This is a genomic window from Sphingomonas sp. MMS24-J13 (assembly GCF_044905095.1).
GTDB lineage: Bacteria > Pseudomonadota > Alphaproteobacteria > Sphingomonadales > Sphingomonadaceae > Sphingomonas_I.
Genome location: NZ_CP173258.1, coordinates 304,465 through 321,239 on the forward strand (window position 1 = coordinate 304,465; position 16,775 = coordinate 321,239).

Genomic DNA, 16,775 nt, shown 5'->3' on the forward strand with positions numbered 1-16,775 from the left:
CCCTCTCCCGCGAAAAGCGGGAGAGGGAGTTGCGGATTACGCCGCAACACGCTCCCGATAATGATCGAGTACGGCATTCACTCCATCGGATGAAAGCGTAACCTCCAACCCCGCCGCCGCGCCCTCGGCGGCCGGCACCGCCCGCGCGATCATCGTCGCCTCACAGGCCGCCACCGCCTCCCACTCCGCAGGTGAAACAAGCGCCTCGGCAAGATCGGCGGCATCGGCGAGGGCCAGGTTGACGCCTTCGCCACTGAACGGGGACATCAGATGCGCCGCGTCGCCGAGCAAGGTTACACCCGGGCGTGTCGGCCAGCTGAGACCCACCGGCAGAGCATGGAGCGGGCGTACCCCGATGAAGTCGCCGCTGTCGATGAGGTCGGTCAGCGCGGGTGCCCAGCCGACGAATGCGTCGCGCAGGCGGGCGCGTACCGCTTGGGGTGCCATCTCCATCCATCGCCGCGCCTCCGCCTCATCCAGACGCAGCCCGGCATAGCCGCGGATATGGCCGTGGCCGTTGCGCTGCGCGATCAGCATGCGGTTGTCGCCGACTGCGAACATCTTGCCGCCGCCGACCAGCGCGTCGACCGCAGGATGCCGCGCCGTATCGAACCCGAACTCGACAAGGGTCGCGCCCTCGTAGATCGGTACCGCGTCGGTCAGCAGCGGGCGGACGCGCGACCACGCGCCGTCGGCGCCGACGACCACGTCGAAATGCTCGGGCAGGCCGTCGACCGCGACCGCATAGCCGCCCGCCGCCGCCGGTTCGATCGCGTCGACCTTGCTGCCCCAGCGGACGATGCCGGGGTCGAGCGAGTCGAGCAGGATCTGGCGCAATACCGTGCGATCGATTTCGGGCCGGTTGTCGCCCGAGCCGTCGCGATCGAACAGCAATCGGCCGCTCGCGTCATAGAGCCGATCGCCCTGATCCTCCGGCCGCGCCGCGGCGCGGAATGCCGCTTCCAGCCCGGCAAGCGCCATGGCGCGCTGTCCGGTCTCGGCATGAAGATCGAGCGAACCCCCTTGCGGACGCTCGTCGGCGTGGCTGTCGCGCTCGAACACGGTGGCGGCAACTCCGCGCATTTGGAGCAGGCGCGCGAGCATCAGGCCGCCGGGGCCACCGCCGACGATCGCGATCCGCAGGTTGGTTGTCATATTGCCCTCCGTAAGTTACATAGGAGCCTATATATAAACATAGGTGCCTATGCAATGGCGGAAGACGAATGGAATCCGATGGCGCATCCCGGCCATTATTTCAGCCGGATCGCGCGCGGGCTGGCGCGGATCGGGGATGCGCGATTGCGCGAACTCGGCTTCGCGACCGCTCAATTGCCGGTGCTGACCGCGCTCAAGGATGGCGCCAGGCTGACGCAGATGGAGCTGGCGCGCTGGGCCAAGGTCGAGCAGCCGACCATGGCGCAATTGCTCGCGCGGATGGAGCGTGACGGGATCGTCCGGCGCGAGCCCGATCCGCGCGATAAGCGCAGCAGCCTGATATCGCTGACCGACGAGGCGCGTGCGCGGCTGCCGGCCGGGCGGGCGGTGCTGCGGCAAGGCAATGCGGATATGGTGCGCGGGCTGTCGGAGGCGGAGGTGGAAACCTTGGTCGATCTGCTGCGCCGCGTGCTGGCGAATGTGGAGGCCATGGACGGATGAAAATCCTCCCCGTGCCCAAGCGGATTTACCGGCGCGTGTGCCTCAATTCCTGTTGAGTAAACCTGCATTGACGCGAGGTGCCTGCACTCGTTACGCTGCTGCAATGCACAATCGGGCCGCGCTGATCCTGCTATCGTCGCTGCTGGTCGCCAGCGCCGTCCCCGCGCAAACCCCGCCGCCTGACCCGGTCAAGCCGGCACCCACCGCGCAGGCGTGGGCGGCGCTTGCGCAGCTGCCCGATCTCAGCGGCACCTGGTCGCCCGATATTCGCGATCAGGACAGGCAGATCAAAGCCAACCCGGTCCCCTGGACGGCGGAGGCGCAAAAGCAGGTCGATCACTGGAATGCCGAGGAGGCGGCGGGTCGGCCCAAGGGGTTGTTCCTCAACTGCCTGCCGCCGGGCATGCCGGCGTTCATGATGATCACCCACAATTCGATCGAGATCTTGCCGACCCCCGGCCGCATCACGATCCTCGGCGATTCGGACGGCAATCGCCTGCGCCGCATCTATACCGATGGTCGCGCGATGCCGGCCGATCCCGATCCCAGCTTCGATGGCTATTCGGTCGGGCGTTGGGAGGGCGGCACGCTGGTGGTCGAGACCAGGGCGATCCTGCCGCAAGTCTATCTTGCGGTGAGCGAAGCGGTCGGTATCCCCAATGGCGGGGATATGGCGATCCGGGAGAAGATCCACCTGATCGCGCCCGATACGCTGGCGTTCGATCTGGAGATCACCGCGCCGCATATCCTCAAGGCGCCATGGCAGACGCGGCGGCTTTTCTACCGCCATCGCCAGCGCAGCTTCGAGATCGTCGAGGGCGTGTGCCGGCAGGGCGATTTCCATGACGGCAAGGATCAATGGGGCAACCCGATCTTCGAGCTGACCAACCAGGAGAATGGCAACCTTCTCCCGAAAACCAAACAATGAGGGACTTCATGCTGAGCCGGGCGCTTCCTCTCGCAATCGCAGCCTTGCCGTTTCTGGCAGGGCCGGCATCCGCCCATCACAGCTATGCGATGTTCGACGGCAACAAGGTCATCACTCTCAAGGGCACGGTCGACGAGTTTCGCTGGACCAACCCGCATGTCGCACTGTTCGTGAAGGTCGAGGGCGCGCCGGAGGCCGTGTGGGCGGTCGAACTGACCAGCCCGGGCAATCTGACGCGGCTGGGCTGGGCGCGTTCTTCGGTCAAGCCGGGCGACAAGGTCGAGGTCGAGATCAATCCGCTGCGCGACGGCCAGCATGGCGGCGGCTTCCGCAGCCTGAAGCTGGTTGCGACCGGTCAGGTGTTGAAGGGGCGGCTGTACGATATCGGCGCCGAGGGCGGCAAGACGGCCACGCCTTGAGCATCGACCGCGAAGTTCGTAGTGTCTCGAAAATAACGATTCGGCAGGTTTAGGAGAGATTCCATTCGGCGAAGACGGGGCGGACGATTTCGTCCGTCGCGCTGCGCCGGATCATAATCGAATCTACTCTCCATTGGCAGTTGCCTCCGCGACGCCAAAAGACGTTTTGCACACTCTGCGAATAGAGATGGCAAATCCGCCAGACGATCAGCGATGATTGTCCAAAAAGCCACACTGGCGTGTTTAAAATCGGCACATCCTGCGCTGCCTGAGCTAAAATCAGGATAACTTATCTTTACAGGTTCGAATGCGTCATTACGATGACGCGGTGCAACAATTCGGGAGGGAAGAATCTCCCCGAATTGGCGTGGGCGACGTGGAGGCGCTGGGGATCGTTTCTCGTCAGAACGAGGGGGTTATTCAAACAATGACTGGAATCCAATATCTTGGTGTGACGGCCGATGCTGCGGTGCGGCGGGCGGGACATGGCAGATCGCTGGCTTTGATCGCGGCAGGCCTGCTCGCCTGTACCGCCATGACCTCGCCGGCCTGGAGCCAGAGCGCGGGCGCGAGCGCGGCTCCGTCCGACGCGCCTGCCGACGCGCAGGAAATCGTCGTCACCGGCTCGCTGGGCGCATTGCCGCTCAAGGACGTCGGGTCGGTGTTCGGCTTCAACAAGACCTTGGTGGAAACGCCGCGCTCGGCCTCCACGGTCAGCTCCGAACAGCTCGAGCGCTTCGGCATCACCCAGATCTACGACCTCGTCACGCAGGTGCCGGGCACCTTCTCCAGCTCGTACTTCGGCACCGGCGGCGCGCTCGAAATTCGCGGTACGCCGGGCGAGGTCTATTTTCGCGGCATGCTGCGGCTCGAGAATGGCGGCAATTACCCGACCCCGATCGGCGCGGCCGACCGCATCGACATCGTCCGCGGCCCCGCCTCGCCGATCTACGGCCCGTCGAAGACCGGCGGCTACATGAACTTCGTCCCCAAGACCGCGCGTGCCGCCAACGGCACCTATGCGTCGAAGGCCACCGGCGATGTCGAAGCCGATTTCGACAGCTTCGGCCGCAAGGTGCTCAAGGGCGCCATCACCGGGCCGGGCAAGATCGGCGGGCACGATTTCGGCTACAGCCTCTACGGCGAGGTCGAGGATTCGGACAGCTATTACCGCAACGTAACGACCCGGAATACATTGTTCTCGGCCGCGTTCGACACCGATATCACGTCCAACCTGCGGACCGAATTCGGCGGCATGTATCAGAATTTCAAAGGCCAGCAGAATAGCGGCTGGAACCGCATCACGCAGGACCTGATCGATAACGGAACCTATATCACGGGCAACGCCGCCAACAATCTCGACACCAACCATGACGGCAAGCTCTCGCGCCCGGAAGTCTATGCCGCCAACGGCGGGCAGGGGCTGACCATCTTTGGATCTTACGGCTGCGGCGTGTTCAACAACAGCGCGACCGGCTACACTCCGGCCTGTCTCAAAGCGAACTACCCCGACCTCGCGCTGCAGAATCCGGGTACGACCCATCTCAGCCGGAAAGACACGCTGACCGGCGAGAATGACAAGCTCAACAATATCCAGAAGACCGGCTATTTCGACCTGATCTGGAAGGGCGCCGGTGAACTGGAGATCAAGAACCAGGTCTTCTACGACGGCACCAAGAATCTGAACGAGAATGCGTACGGTTTCTCGCAGGCCATCAATGCCTACGTCGTCGAGGACAAGATCGTCGTTTCCGACACGTTCTACGCTGCGCCGGCGAAGATCGCCTTGCAGGTATCACCGTCGCTGCGGTACACCCACTTCAAGTTCGGCGACGACTATGGTGCCGAATTCTGGAACCGTCCCGACATCAGCACGGGCTTCGTTCCGGCGTCTACGCGTCTGCTTTCGACGCAATGCGGTTGCGACTATTCGGACTATATCAACGGCCACTATCTCGATGCCGGCATTGCCGGTCTCGTGAACGTGACGTTCGATTTCGGCCTCGATCTGCTGGGCGGTATCCGGTACGATCACATCCACGCCGTTTCGAACGCCGACAAGGCGAAGTACGACCCCGTATCTTACAGCAACAATGAGGCGGTTTCCGGGGATCCGACAACATTCATCAATCATGCCAGCAACAGCGATGGCGGCGTGTCGTGGAACGCGAGCATTTCCTATAAGACGCCGATCGGTCTTATCCCGTACTTCACCGCTTCGCGTCAGACCACGATCGTCGCGGGTGAGGGTGCGGAGCTCGAGCCGAGCGCTGTCCTCACGAGCTCGTTCCTCGCGCAATCCAAGCTGCTCGAAGCGGGCATCAAGGGCGAGTTCCTCGACAAAAGGCTCTACGCGGCGGTGGCCGTCTACAAGCAGCAGCGTACCGATGCCGCCGCCGAGAGCTCGCTCACCAACCAAGTGGTCAAGACCAAGGGTATCGAGGCCGAAATTCGCTGGTCGGTGGATCGCCACCTGCTCGTCAGCGCCAATTACACCTACATCCAGGTAGTCGATCAAAGCGCGCTGGCCGGCAACTTCTTCAACTATTACGGCATCGGCGATCTCGTCAACGTGCCCCAGTCGCAGGCCTACCTCTACCTCGGCGGTAGCCAGATCGGCCTGATCAGCCCAGCGACCAAGAAGCTAGCCGAACGCCCGGGCATCCCGCACCATGTGGCGTCGGCGACCGGCACCTATGCGTTCGACAACGGCATCGCGCTCAACGGCGATGTTTCGCACGTCAGCTCGACCTATTCGGGTTATACGCAGCATGTGAAGCTGCCCGCTTACTGGCTGCTCAACCTCGGTGCGTCGTACAAGACGGGGCCGTTCCTGTTCCGCGCGGTGGTCAAGAACGTCAACAATGCGCGCTACTTCCGGGCCGGTGGTCAGGATCTGTTCGGGGCCGATATCGTGCTGCCGCAGACGCCGCGCAGCATTCAGGGATCGATCGAGTTCAAGTTCTGATCGGGACGGGCGCTGCCGTGGAGGTGGCGCCCGTTTTTGTGCGCACTTTAATTCACGTCACCCCGGCCCCGAGCCGGGGTCCCTCTGCCTTTCGGCGGAACAGAAGAAGCGGGACCCCGGGTCAAGCCCGGGGTGACGTCTATCAGGCGGAACGGTGCCTATGACCCTGACCTTCATCCGTCACGCCGATCAGCTCGCCAGCATGGACGATTGTCGCCGCGAGATCGCCGATGGCGCGATCGCCTTTCGCGACGGCGTGATCGAAGCGGTCGGGACGAGCGTCGAACTCGCGCCGTTTGCGGCGATCGCCGATACGATCATCGACGCGCATGGCTGCGTGGTGACGCCCGGCCTCGTCAACACCCATCACCATCTCTACCAGACGCTCACCCGCGCGGTGCCGGGCGCGATCAACGCGTCGCTGTTCGATTGGCTCAAACGGCTTTACCCGATCTGGGCGCGCTACACCCCTGACGACATGTTCGCGGCGACACGGCTCGGGCTGGCCGAACTGGCGCTGTCCGGCTGCTCGCTGACTTCCGATCATCTCTATCTGTTCCCGAACGGATCGACGCTCGACGACACGATCGCCGCCGCCGCGACGATCGGGCTGCGCTTTCACGCGACGCGCGGCGCGATGAGCGTGGGAGAGAGCGGGGGCGGCCTGCCGCCCGACAGCCTCGTCGAGCGCGAGCCCGCGATCCTCGCCGACAGCATCCGCGTCATCGATCGCTTCCACGATCCCGCGCCCGGCGCGATGGTGCGGATCGCGGTCGCGCCCTGCTCGCCTTTCTCGGTGAGCGAAGGCCTGATGCGCGATGCTGCGCTGCTGGCGCGCGACAAGCAAGTGATGCTCCACACGCATCTGGCCGAGGATGCCGACGACGTCGCCTTCTCGCTCGCGCGGTTCGGATGTCGGCCCGGCCAATATGCCGAGCGGCTCGGCTGGACCGGCGCGGATGTGTGGCATGCGCATTGCGTCCAGCTCGATGCGCAGGAGATCGATCTGTTCGCGCGCACGCGCACGGGCGTGGCGCATTGCCCCTGCTCGAACGGCCGGCTCGGATCGGGCATCGCGCCGATCCGGGCGATGATCGATCGCGGCGTACCGATCGGGATCGGCGTCGATGGTTCCGCCTCCAACGATAGCGGCCATCTTTTGCTCGAGGCGCGCCAGGCGATGCTGATGCAGCGCGCGCTGCGCGGGCCGGCCGCGCTCGATCCGCGCGAGGCCCTGTTCCTCGCGACGCGCGGCGGGGCGGAGATGCTCGGCCGCAGCGATTGCGGCGCGCTGGTCCCCGGGCGGCGCGCCGACATCGCCGTCTGGACCATGGCCGAGCCCGCCTCGCTCGGCGTGTGGGACAAGATTGCGGGCCTCGTGCTGAGCCCGCCCGCCGGGGTGCGCGATCTCTTCGTCGAGGGGCGCCTCGTGGTGCGCGACGGCCATCTCGCCTCGGCAAATCCGGGCGAGATCAGGCGCGACGCCGAGCGTTCGCTCGCCCGGCTGCAGGCGGCCTGATCGTTTTGGGCCCATTCCGGAGCATGCCATGACACCAGCCGACGCCGTCGATGCCGCTCCGCCCTATCAGGGGATCATGACGCCCGAGCAGGCGCGCGATCCCGATTATTTCCCGGGTTTTGGAATCGCGATCCCGCTCGGCATCCAGCATGTGCTGGCGATGTTCGTGAGCAACATGACGCCCGCGATCATCGTCGCCGGCGCGGCGGGCTTCGGCTACGGCTCGCCCGACCCCAGCGAACTGATCTACCTGATCCAGCTGTCGATGCTGTTCGCCGGCATCGCGACCCTGCTGCAGACGATCGGCATCGGCCCGATCGGTGCGCGCCTCCCGCTCGTGCAGGGCACGAGCTTCGCGTTCCTGCCGGTGATGATCCCCTTGGTCGCCGGCAAGGGTGTCGCGGGCATGGCGGCGCTCACCACCGGGGCGCTCATCGGCGGGCTGTGCCATACCGGCTTGAGCTTCTTCGTCGGCCGCATCCGCTTCGCCTTGCCGCCGATCGTGACCGGGCTGGTCGTGCTGATGATCGGCCTGTCGCTGATGCGGATCGGCGTCGTCTATGCGGCCGGCGGCGCCCCCGCGCAGGGAACGCCTGCGTTCGGCGCGGGATCAAGCTGGCTGCTCGCAGGCATCGTCGTCTTCACCACGTTGGGATTGAGCTTCTTCGCGCGGGGTATCTGGTCGACTGCGGCGGTGCTGCTGGGGCTGCTCGCCGGTTATGCGGTGGCGGTGATGATGGGTCGGGTTTCGCTGGCGGCGGTGGCATCGGCGCCGTGGATCATGGTGCCGATGCCTTTCCATTTCGGCTTCGCCTTGTCGGCGCCGGCGATCCTCGGCTTCTTCCTGATGGGGTTCATCTCGGCGATCGAGTCGATCGGGGACGTGCTGGCGATCTGTAGCGGAAGCGCGCATCGCCCCGCGACCGACCGCGAGCTGATCGGCGCGACCAGCGCCGACGGCGTCGGCACCGCGCTCGCCGCGGTGTTCGGGGCGATGCCCAACACGTCGTTCAGCCAGAATGTCGGGCTGATCGCGATCACCGGCGTGATGAGCCGCCATATCGTAACGATCGGCGCCCTGTTCCTGGTCGCCTGCGGGCTGGTCCCGAAGATCGGCGCGCTGATCACGACGATCCCGATCGAGGTGCTCGGCGGCGGCGTGATCGTGATGTTCGGGATGGTCGGGGCGGCCGCGACCTCGATGCTGGCAGGCGTGACCTGGACTCAGCGCAATATGCTGATTTTCGGCGTCGCTTTATCGGCGAGCCTCGGGCTCGAACTTCAGCCCGATGCGGTGGCGCATCTGCCACAGATCCTGCGCACGATGCTGACGTCGGGCGTCCTGCCGGCGGCGTTGATCGCTGTGGTGTTGAACCTCGTGATTCCGGGGCGGACGGAAGCAAGCATTCTGCCCCACTCCTGACGTCACCCCAGCGAAGGCTGGGGTCTCGTGAGAGACACGGTGCGCTCATATTCTCCCGAGATCCCAGCGTTCGCTGGGATGACGAAATAAAAAGGCGGCTCCGGATAGCCGGGCCGCCCTTTCCTCAACTGCGTAAGGCTTCGCTCAGCCCTCCAAAGTCATCCGCACGAAATCCACAGTCTGGCGGGTCGCCGCGGCAAACTCGGTCTCGGTCGCCTTGAACGCACCGAAATGCGCGAATTCCTCGGGCCGCATGCCATCGAATTCATACGCCGCGCGGAAGCTCGGCAGCTTCATCAGCTTGGCGAGGCTCTCGGCGTTCGGCGCGCGGTCGATCGCCTTCGGATCGAATGCTTCGAGTTCGTCGCGCACCGGCATCAGCCCGGCAATGAAGCCCGGCGGGCAGGTATAGACCATGTCGCTGCCGGCGAAATCGGCGAGGTGGCGCGACACCGTCTTGCCGGTCCGGTCGTCCTTCTCGATCCGCATCGAGCATTGCAGCATCTTCGACGGATGGTTGTTCGCCTTGCCGAAATGGTAGGCGCGCTTGAGCACAGCCTCCTCGCCGTCGCGGATTTCGGAGAGGGTCAGCGGGATACCGCGCGCCTTCGCCTCGGTCTTCCAGTCGCTGAGTTCACCGAGGCGGGCGGACATGTGCGTGATGACCGAACGCCAGCGCGACAGGTCGACGCCCGCGGCCTTCGCGCGCAGCAGGCCGGCGCTCACCGCCGCCATGCAGCGCAGATATTGGGGGACGGTGAAGCTGGTCGTGTTGTTGGTCGAGATGCCGCGCGCGGTCAGCTCCTCGATCACCTCATAGCCCTCCTTCGAGCCGGGAATCTTGACCATGACATTCTCGCCCTGCGCGGCGATTTCGAGGCCCTGCTCCAGCATCTTGCGGCCATCGCGCACCCAGCGCGGATCGACCTGGCCGGAAACCATGCCATATTTGCCGTTCGAAGACTTGTAGACCGCATGGATCATCTCGGCGCCCTGGCGGACGAGGTCGAGATAGAGCGTCCAATAGACGCCCTCGACATCGAGGTGCGGATGCTCGGCGGCAATCTCCTTGATGCGCGCGGCCCACAGCTCGGGCGCGAGCTTGATCGCCTGCAGGCAGAGCGGCGGGTTGGTGGTGACGCCGCGAAAGCCCATCGTGCCGGTGGTGGCGATCGTGTCGGGATCGAGGAAACGCTGGATCTGCTCCGCCCAGCCCGAGCTTGCGGGATTCGCATCCTTGGCGAGCGTTTCCGTCTTCCAGCTTGGGAAGATCAGGGGCGAGCTGTCCCACCAGATTTCGCATTCGGGATTGGTTGCGGCGAGCTGTTCGAGCGTATGGTCTATCGTCATGCGCGTCCCATTAGCCCGGCCACCCGAAACGTCCAGAGTAGAAGTTGTTGTGCGGTCCGAATGGGCGTGATGCGCCTATGGCGGAAAACCGCTAAATTTCCAATCCAGAGAGCTCCGCTGGTACCGGGTCAATTTCGGACAGAATCAACGTTCGATGATCGATCGGATGCGATTGGCGAGCTTCTCGATCGCGAAGGGCTTGGTGATGATGTCCATGCCCGGCTCCAGCAGGCCGTTGCCGACCGCCGCATTATGCGCGTAGCCGGTCAGGAACAGGACCTTGAGATCGGGGCGAAATGCACGCCCCGCATCGGCCAACTGGCGCCCGTTCAAGCCCGGCAAGCCGACATCGGTCACCAGCAGATCAATGCGGGGGAGGGCGCGGAGCTGATCGAGCCCGCTTGGCCCATCGACCGCCTCGATCGCATGATAGCCCAATTCCTCCAGCACATCGACGACCAGCCCGCGCACCGCGGCCTCGTCCTCGACCACGAGCACGATCTCGCCATCGTCGGTGCGGTGGAGATCGGCCTCCTGCGGCGCGGCCTCCTCGGCACCGGCCTCGCCATAGAAGCGCGGTAGATAGACCCGCACGGTCGATCCCAGCCCGACCTCGCTGTAGATGTTGACGAAGCCTTCCGACTGGCGTGCGAAACCGTAGATCATCGACAGGCCGAGCCCGGTGCCCTGGCCGATCGGCTTGGTGGTGAAAAACGGATCGAACGCCTTGGCGATCACATCGGGCGTCATGCCCGTGCCGGTATCGGTCACCGAGACCACGACATATTGGCCGGGCGCCGCGAACTGGTTGCGCGCGGAATAGCTCGCGTCGATCGAGGCATTGCCCGTCTCGATCGTGATCCGCCCGCCATCGGGCATCGCGTCGCGTGCGTTGATCGCAAGGTTGAGGATCGCATTTTCGAGCTGGTTGGGATCGCAGCGCGTCCGCCACAGCCCGGCCGATGCGACCATCTCCAGCTCGATCGTCTCCCCGATCGAGCGGCGCAGCAATTCCTCCATGCCGCGCACAAGATCGTTGGCATCGACCGGCTTGGGATCGAGCGACTGGCGCCGTGCGAAGGCGAGCAATCTCTGGGTCAAAGCCGCCGCCCGGTTTGCCGAACTGGTCGCGGCCGCGGCATAGCGTTCGACATCGGCGGTGCGGCCTTGCGCGGCCTTGCGTTGCATCATCTCGAGCGAGCCGATGATGCCGGTCAGCAGATTGTTGAAATCGTGCGCGATGCCGCCGGTAAGCTGGCCGACCGCTTCCATCTTCTGCGCCTGGCGCAGCGCATCCTCGGCGGCGGCCAGCGCGGCCGAATTCCTCTTCTCTTCGCTGACGTCGCGGCCATAGCCATAGACCAGCCCGTCCTCGAGCGTCGTGTTCCACGATATCCAGCGCAATTCGCCGTCGCGGCTGAAGAAGCGATTGTCGAAGCTGGTAAGATCGCTCCCGGCCGCCGCATTGCCGAGCGCAGCGATCGTTTCCTGCAGGTCGTCCGGATGCAGGAACTCGGCGAAACCGTGGCCGATGACCTCGTCGACGGGATGGCCCAGGATTCGCGTCCACGACGGGCTGACAGAGCGGAAGATGCCGTCCGCGCCGACCACGACGATCAGGTCGCGCGAATTGGTCCAGGTCTGCTCGGCGCGGCGCCGCGCCCGATCGAGCGCGCTGATATTGGTGAGCGCGCCGCTGACCTGCCCGGCAATGAGCTGGGCGAAGCCCTCGATCTCGCTATCGTGCGGCCGGTAAGGATTGAGCCCGAGGACCAGCGCTCCGAACGGAAGGTCGCCCGCCGCATGCGCAATGGGGACGATCAGCGCCTGCGTCGCGGGTCGGTCCCAATCGCCGGTCGGTGGTGCCAGCGCGGGATCGATCGGAACCCGGATCGAGCCCCCGCCGATGTCGATCCGCTCGAAGGGCCATTCATGGCCGATCAGGGCCGCCGTGTCCTCGCTAGCGGTCGATCCCGACCATTGATCCGCATTCTCCTGGAAATAGAGCAGGCTGAACGGGAAGTCGCGGCGATTGGCGTTGAGCACTTCGCAGCAGGCCTGCCGGATCGCATCGCGCTCGATCGTGCCGAGCAAGGCGTGGCCGAGCGCGCCCAGCGTTGCCAGCCGACGTTCGCTGATGACGCGCTCGGTCTCCTCGGTAACCACGCACATCAGCCCCTCGACCGCGCCACCGGCGCCGCGCAGCGGGCTGTAGGAGAAAGTGTGGTAGGTCTCTTCGGGAAAGCCGCTCCGTTCGAGCAGCAGGGGAAGCGCCTTGTTCCATGTCGCTTCGCCGGCTCTGACCAGCGCGACCTGATCCTCGACCTCGTGATAGACTTCGGACCAAACCTCGCGGAACGGCCTGCCCATCATCGACGGGTGCTTGATGCCGAGCGTCGGGACATAGGCATCGTTGTAGAAGAACAGCAGATCGTCGCCCCAGCCGAGCCACATTTCGAAGCGTGAACTCAGCATCATGCCGAGCGGCACCTTGAGCCCCTCCGGCCAGGTGGACGGATCGCCCAGCGGGGTCGCGGCCCAATCGTGTGCGCGCATCAGCCGGCTCATCTCGCTGTCGCCCGGAAAGATCGTGCCGAGCCCGGCCGACGCGTCGCTGCTCATCTGTCTCCTTGCTCGCCGTGTCGGCGTCGGATGTCGGGGCATAACGCGATGTGGACATTGCGGTTGCGCTCCGCCGCAATGCGGTGGTGTGCGCCGCAGGGTTGGATACGGTGGGCTGCCCCGGTTACGCCGTTGTTTTCAGGGGCGGCGTCCCCATCTTGGTGACGCTGACGTCGCCTGCGACGGAATTCGATGCCGCGTCCAGGCGCGACGGTTCCTTTTCACGCTTCACCGCCCGGCCGGATCGTCCGGCTTGTGAAAGGAATGCGCATGCCCACCGGCACGGTCAAATTCTTCAACGGCATCAAGGGATTCGGATTCATCACGCCGGATAGCGGCGGCAAGGACGATTTCGTCCACGTCGCCGCGGTCGAGAAAGCGGGCCTGAGCACACTGCGCCAAAGGCAGCGTATCCGCTACGACATCGCCGCCGATGCGCAGGGCAAGGATACGGCCGTCAATCTGAGGATCGCGAATGCGCGACGATAACGAGCCCGATCCGGCCCCGCCGCATAAGCCGGCCGACAATGACGACGATTATCCGCCGAGCGTTCCGATGCCGATGCCAGTGCCCATGCCTCTGCCGGGCTAGCGGCGAAGGTGATCGCATGAGCATGGCGGCCGCGGGATCGATGGTCTCCGCCGATCGAGGGATGATGGTGATGTTTACCGATGAAGAGCGGGCCTGGTTTCTGGCCCGCGAGCGCAAGGCGTATCAGGCCCGCCTCGAGGCATGCGGTTCCATGCGCGAGCCGAAGGATCAGCGGCTCGCATGGGCATATGCGTTGCTGGACAAGGAGGAGCCGGCTGCGCCGAGTGTCGGCATTCCCGGAGCTCCCGACCGCCCGGATGGTTCGACGCCCTCGCCGGCCGGCGCGGGGATCGCGCCGCGCTTGGCCCATCTTCTCGAAAGTCCGGCCCGCGTGACCATGGCCGTAATGGCCGTCGGCGCATTGCTCATGCTCGGCATCGCAATGATCGATGCGCTGCATCTGCGCGGCGTACGCTATCCGCTATTTCGCGGCGTCAACGATCTTGCCAGCTGGTTCCCGGGCGACGTGATCGTGGCAGGCTTGCTGGTCTACGGTCTGGCTAGGGCCGCACGGTGGGCCGCGATGCGATTCATGCGGGCGGTGTGATCGTCAGCGCCTGGTCGCGATCTGCCAGGTGCCGGCGGGGTGCTTGATCATCTCGCGTCCGCAGATCAGGCAATCGGTGACGAAGCGGCCATTGTCCCAGCGGCTGGCCTTGAGATCGGCGGAATGACGGCCGAACAAGGCGTGCAAGCTCATCATATCGCGCCACCTTCATGGGTCCACGCCGCCAGCAAGCTGCGGGTCTGGTTCTCGACGTCTTCGGCGGATCGTCCTGCGGCCGCCTTGTCGCAGGTCCGGATGGTCTCGGCATGGATCGTTCGCCAGCCCTGGCCCCGGGCCGCGTTGGCGGCAGCCAGCGAGAGGCGTTCGCGTCGCCTGAAGCGCTTCTGGTCCGATAGGGAAGGCACGAGCGTCTCCTCGCCAAGCGGGAGCGCCAATCGTCTCTCAGCCGCATCCTTGCCGAATAAGCGAATGCGATGGGGTGTATATGGGCCCGCATGGTTAGAATGCCAAATGATCAAATCGACGAGGCACTTTCGGCAAGCGCGCGGTGGCGTTGAAATGACGGGCTTTTGGGTGTTGGGGCTGGCGGCATGACCAGCGAACGCAAACCGGACCCGCAGCACGTCTCGATCAGCGTGTTCGATCTGTTCACGATCGGCATCGGCCCGTCCAGCTCGCACACGGTCGGCCCGATGCGCGCGGCGTTCGATTTCGCGCGCGGCCTGATCGAGGACGGGATCACGCCCGAACGGGTGCGCTGCGATCTGTATGGCTCGCTCTCGCTGACCGGGCGCGGGCACGGCACCGACGGCGCGGTGCTGCTCGGCCTGTCGGGCGAGACGCCCGAGGGGGTCGACCCCGATGCGGTGCCGGCCCTGGTCGCGCGGATCCGATCGGACGAGAGGCTGGTGCTCGGCGGCCGGGTCGAAATCCCGTTCTGCGAGGGCAAGGATCTCGTCTTCCACAAGAGCTTCCTGCCGGCGCACCCCAACGGCATGGCGTTCACCGCGGTGCTGGCGGACGGCAGCCGGATCAGCCGGCGCTATTATTCGATCGGCGGCGGCGCGATCCGCATGGAGGGCGAGGTGCCGGTCCGCGCCAATATCGAACTGCCTTATCCGTTCAGTTCGGCCGCCGAACTGCTCGCGATCGGCGAGGCGACCGGGCTTTCGATCGCCGATATCGTGCGCGCGAACGAGAGCGCGTGGCGCGACGAGGGCGAAACGCAAGCGTTCCTCGACAATGTCCGCGCCGCCATGTTCGCCTCGATCGATCGTGGACGGAGGGGCGAGGGCGAATTGCCCGGCGGCCTCCATGTCCAGCGCCGCGCGCGGCACATGCACGAGAAACTGATGGATCGCGGCCCGCGCACCGACCCCAGCCTCGTGTTCGAATGGGTCAGCCTCTACGCGTTGGCGGTGAACGAGGAGAATGCCGCGGGCGGCCGCGTCGTCACCGCGCCGACCAACGGCGCGGCCGGCGTGATCCCGGCCGTGCTCAAATATTACGAAGCGTTCGTCCATGGCGCGTCGCGCGAGGGATCGCGTAAACTGCTCTACACGGCGTCGGCGATCGGCTTCCTCTACAAGAAGCGCGCCTCGATCTCGGCCGCCGAGATGGGGTGCCAGGGCGAGGTCGGCGTGGCCTGCTCGATGGCGGCGGCGGGCCTAGCGGCGGCGCTCGGCGGCACCAATGCGCAGGTCGAGAACGCCGCCGAGATCGGCATGGAGCATAATCTCGGCCTCACTTGCGATCCGATCGGCGGGCTCGTCCAGATCCCCTGCATCGAACGCAACACGATGGGCGCCATCAAGGCGATCAACGCGGCTTACCTCGCGCTGCATGGCGACGGGAAGCATATCGTCAGCCTCGATCAGGTGATCGAGACGATGCGCCAGACGGGTGAAGACATGAAGTCCAAATACAAGGAGACGAGCCTCGGCGGATTGGCGGTGAACGTTGTCGAGTGCTGAGGTAAGGCGCGATCCATTTTCGGGCGCCGGCCGGCAATGGCCGATTGCGATGGCTGCCCTGGTTCAGCCCACCAGGGACGAGAAGCGAAGAGCATCCTCGGTCGCGGCTCCGGATGCGGTGTTGTCGAATATGCACCAGATAGCGCTGCCCGCATCCCGCGCTCGCCGAACCGACTGCGCATAATCCTCCAGACGATCGGCCCCATATTCCGACCGATATCTGACGGGCGAGCCGTGCAGCCGCCAATAAGCGATCCCCGGCCACCCGCCGGGCAAGGCGGCTGACGGCGTAAGCGCCGGATCGGCCGCGACCCGGGCCACCCGCATATCCCGCAGCAAGCGATCGGCATCGTCGTCGAACCAACTCAAATGCCGGGGTTCGCAAACGGCCTGGACATCGGTGAGCGACGACAGCAGCCCGAAGAAGTCGGTCACGAGCGATCGATCGAAGCTCAGCTTGGGTGGCAGCTGAACCAGCAATACGGCAAGCTTGTCGCCCAATGCGGCGACCTGATCGCAGAATGCCGCCAGCGCATCGCCGCAGCCGACGAGCTTGCGTTCGTGGGTCACGACTTTCGGAACCTTGACGGAAAAGCGGAAGTCCGGCGGCACGCTCGCGGCCCAGCGTGCCCAGGTCGATGGCCGGTGCGGCCGGTAGAAAGAGGAGTTGACCTCCACCCCATCGAAGCGCGTCGCATAGCGCTCGAGCACGCTGCCGTCGCGCCTGAAACAGTCGACCTGGCTGGCGGGGATGCTCCAGCCAGCGGTTCCGACGATGGGCGCCATCCTGGTCAGGCGACCGCGCGCGGCGCGGGCT

The 16,775-nt window shown here is 65.2% G+C and carries 15 protein-coding genes; 9 read left to right on the forward strand and 6 right to left on the reverse strand.

Annotated elements, in window-relative coordinates; genetic code table 11:
* Positions 1 to 36: 36 nt before the first annotated feature.
* Positions 37 to 1,155 carry an FAD-dependent oxidoreductase gene (locus AB4Z44_RS01365; RefSeq protein WP_404712298.1) on the reverse strand — a complete coding sequence of 373 codons (1,119 nt, stop codon included), beginning with the start codon at positions 1,153 to 1,155 and terminating at the stop codon, positions 37 to 39.
* Positions 1,156 to 1,209: 54 nt separating this feature from the next.
* Here AB4Z44_RS01365 and AB4Z44_RS01370 point away from each other — a divergent pair, with 54 nt between their 5' ends.
* From AB4Z44_RS01370 to AB4Z44_RS01395, 6 genes are all read left to right on the forward strand, one after another.
* On the forward strand, positions 1,210 to 1,656 hold the full coding sequence (locus AB4Z44_RS01370) for a MarR family winged helix-turn-helix transcriptional regulator (RefSeq protein ID WP_404712299.1): 447 nt from the start codon (positions 1,210 to 1,212) through the stop codon (positions 1,654 to 1,656).
* Positions 1,657 to 1,759: 103 nt separating this feature from the next.
* Entirely contained in the window at positions 1,760 to 2,584 is an 825-nt protein-coding gene (locus AB4Z44_RS01375) for a hypothetical protein (RefSeq protein ID WP_404712300.1), read from the forward strand.
* An 8-nt stretch (positions 2,585 to 2,592) separates the two neighbouring features.
* A complete protein-coding gene (locus AB4Z44_RS01380) occupies positions 2,593 to 3,003 on the forward strand; it encodes a DUF6152 family protein (RefSeq protein WP_404712301.1) in 411 nt (136 codons plus the stop codon).
* Positions 3,004 to 3,430: 427 nt separating this feature from the next.
* Positions 3,431 to 5,971 (forward strand): TonB-dependent siderophore receptor, encoded by a 2,541-nt coding sequence (locus tag AB4Z44_RS01385; protein ID WP_404712302.1) that lies wholly within the window; start codon positions 3,431 to 3,433, stop codon positions 5,969 to 5,971.
* 160 nt (positions 5,972 to 6,131) lie between these two features.
* Positions 6,132 to 7,490: an 8-oxoguanine deaminase gene (locus AB4Z44_RS01390; RefSeq protein ID WP_404712303.1), complete on the forward strand. Its 1,359-nt coding sequence runs from the start codon at positions 6,132 to 6,134 to the stop codon at positions 7,488 to 7,490.
* Between the two features lie 28 nt (positions 7,491 to 7,518).
* The gene (locus AB4Z44_RS01395) at positions 7,519 to 8,913 is read left to right on the forward strand and encodes a uracil-xanthine permease family protein (RefSeq protein ID WP_404712304.1); all 1,395 of its coding nucleotides are present in this window, start codon (positions 7,519 to 7,521) and stop codon (positions 8,911 to 8,913) included.
* Positions 8,914 to 9,057: 144 nt separating this feature from the next.
* Here the strand turns inward: AB4Z44_RS01395 and AB4Z44_RS01400 are convergent, their stop codons facing one another.
* Together AB4Z44_RS01400 and AB4Z44_RS01405 are read right to left on the reverse strand one after the other, a co-directional pair.
* The gene (locus AB4Z44_RS01400; RefSeq protein ID WP_404712305.1) at positions 9,058 to 10,263 is read right to left on the reverse strand and encodes a transaldolase family protein; all 1,206 of its coding nucleotides are present in this window, start codon (positions 10,261 to 10,263) and stop codon (positions 9,058 to 9,060) included.
* Between the two features lie 144 nt (positions 10,264 to 10,407).
* Positions 10,408 to 12,885, reverse strand: coding sequence for a PAS domain-containing protein (locus tag AB4Z44_RS01405; protein WP_404712306.1), 2,478 nt, complete (start codon positions 12,883 to 12,885; stop codon positions 10,408 to 10,410).
* Positions 12,886 to 13,155: 270 nt separating this feature from the next.
* On the opposite strand from AB4Z44_RS01405, the gene AB4Z44_RS01410 reads away from it, so the two are divergent.
* Both AB4Z44_RS01410 and AB4Z44_RS01415 read left to right on the forward strand, forming a co-directional pair.
* A complete protein-coding gene (locus tag AB4Z44_RS01410; protein WP_404712307.1) occupies positions 13,156 to 13,374 on the forward strand; it encodes a cold-shock protein in 219 nt (72 codons plus the stop codon).
* A 119-nt stretch (positions 13,375 to 13,493) separates the two neighbouring features.
* The gene (locus tag AB4Z44_RS01415; protein WP_404712308.1) at positions 13,494 to 14,024 is read left to right on the forward strand and encodes a hypothetical protein; all 531 of its coding nucleotides are present in this window, start codon (positions 13,494 to 13,496) and stop codon (positions 14,022 to 14,024) included.
* A gap of 3 nt (positions 14,025 to 14,027) precedes the next feature.
* On the opposite strand, the gene AB4Z44_RS01420 is transcribed toward AB4Z44_RS01415, so the two are convergent.
* A complete protein-coding gene (locus AB4Z44_RS01420) occupies positions 14,028 to 14,180 on the reverse strand; it encodes a hypothetical protein (RefSeq protein WP_404712309.1) in 153 nt (50 codons plus the stop codon).
* Complete coding sequence (locus AB4Z44_RS01425; protein ID WP_404712310.1) at positions 14,177 to 14,389, reverse strand: hypothetical protein; 213 nt, start codon at positions 14,387 to 14,389, stop codon at positions 14,177 to 14,179. Before AB4Z44_RS01425 ends, AB4Z44_RS01420 begins: the two co-directional genes overlap by 4 nt.
* Before the next feature lie 186 nt (positions 14,390 to 14,575).
* Here AB4Z44_RS01425 and AB4Z44_RS01430 point away from each other — a divergent pair, with 186 nt between their 5' ends.
* Positions 14,576 to 15,958, forward strand: coding sequence for an L-serine ammonia-lyase (locus AB4Z44_RS01430; RefSeq protein WP_404712311.1), 1,383 nt, complete (start codon positions 14,576 to 14,578; stop codon positions 15,956 to 15,958).
* Positions 15,959 to 16,021: 63 nt separating this feature from the next.
* Here the strand turns inward: AB4Z44_RS01430 and AB4Z44_RS01435 are convergent, their stop codons facing one another.
* A complete protein-coding gene (locus AB4Z44_RS01435) occupies positions 16,022 to 16,744 on the reverse strand; it encodes a DUF72 domain-containing protein (RefSeq protein WP_404712312.1) in 723 nt (240 codons plus the stop codon).
* Positions 16,745 to 16,775: the final 31 nt, after the last annotated feature.

Coding starts and splice junctions, on each gene's coding strand:
- AB4Z44_RS01410 (WP_404712307.1), top strand. CDS start 13,156: ATGCCCACCGGCACGGTCAAATTCTTCAACGGCATCAAGGGATTCGGA.
- AB4Z44_RS01390 (WP_404712303.1), top strand. CDS start 6,132: ATGACCCTGACCTTCATCCGTCACGCCGATCAGCTCGCCAGCATGGAC.
- AB4Z44_RS01375 (WP_404712300.1), top strand. CDS start 1,760: ATGCACAATCGGGCCGCGCTGATCCTGCTATCGTCGCTGCTGGTCGCC.
- AB4Z44_RS01430 (WP_404712311.1), top strand. CDS start 14,576: ATGACCAGCGAACGCAAACCGGACCCGCAGCACGTCTCGATCAGCGTG.
- AB4Z44_RS01370 (WP_404712299.1), top strand. CDS start 1,210: ATGGCGGAAGACGAATGGAATCCGATGGCGCATCCCGGCCATTATTTC.
- AB4Z44_RS01365 (WP_404712298.1), bottom strand. CDS start 1,155: ATGACAACCAACCTGCGGATCGCGATCGTCGGCGGTGGCCCCGGCGGC.
- AB4Z44_RS01380 (WP_404712301.1), top strand. CDS start 2,593: ATGCTGAGCCGGGCGCTTCCTCTCGCAATCGCAGCCTTGCCGTTTCTG.
- AB4Z44_RS01405 (WP_404712306.1), bottom strand. CDS start 12,885: ATGAGCAGCGACGCGTCGGCCGGGCTCGGCACGATCTTTCCGGGCGAC.
- AB4Z44_RS01420 (WP_404712309.1), bottom strand. CDS start 14,180: ATGATGAGCTTGCACGCCTTGTTCGGCCGTCATTCCGCCGATCTCAAG.
- AB4Z44_RS01400 (WP_404712305.1), bottom strand. CDS start 10,263: ATGACGATAGACCATACGCTCGAACAGCTCGCCGCAACCAATCCCGAA.
- AB4Z44_RS01415 (WP_404712308.1), top strand. CDS start 13,494: ATGAGCATGGCGGCCGCGGGATCGATGGTCTCCGCCGATCGAGGGATG.
- AB4Z44_RS01385 (WP_404712302.1), top strand. CDS start 3,431: ATGACTGGAATCCAATATCTTGGTGTGACGGCCGATGCTGCGGTGCGG.
- AB4Z44_RS01435 (WP_404712312.1), bottom strand. CDS start 16,744: ATGGCGCCCATCGTCGGAACCGCTGGCTGGAGCATCCCCGCCAGCCAG.
- AB4Z44_RS01395 (WP_404712304.1), top strand. CDS start 7,519: ATGACACCAGCCGACGCCGTCGATGCCGCTCCGCCCTATCAGGGGATC.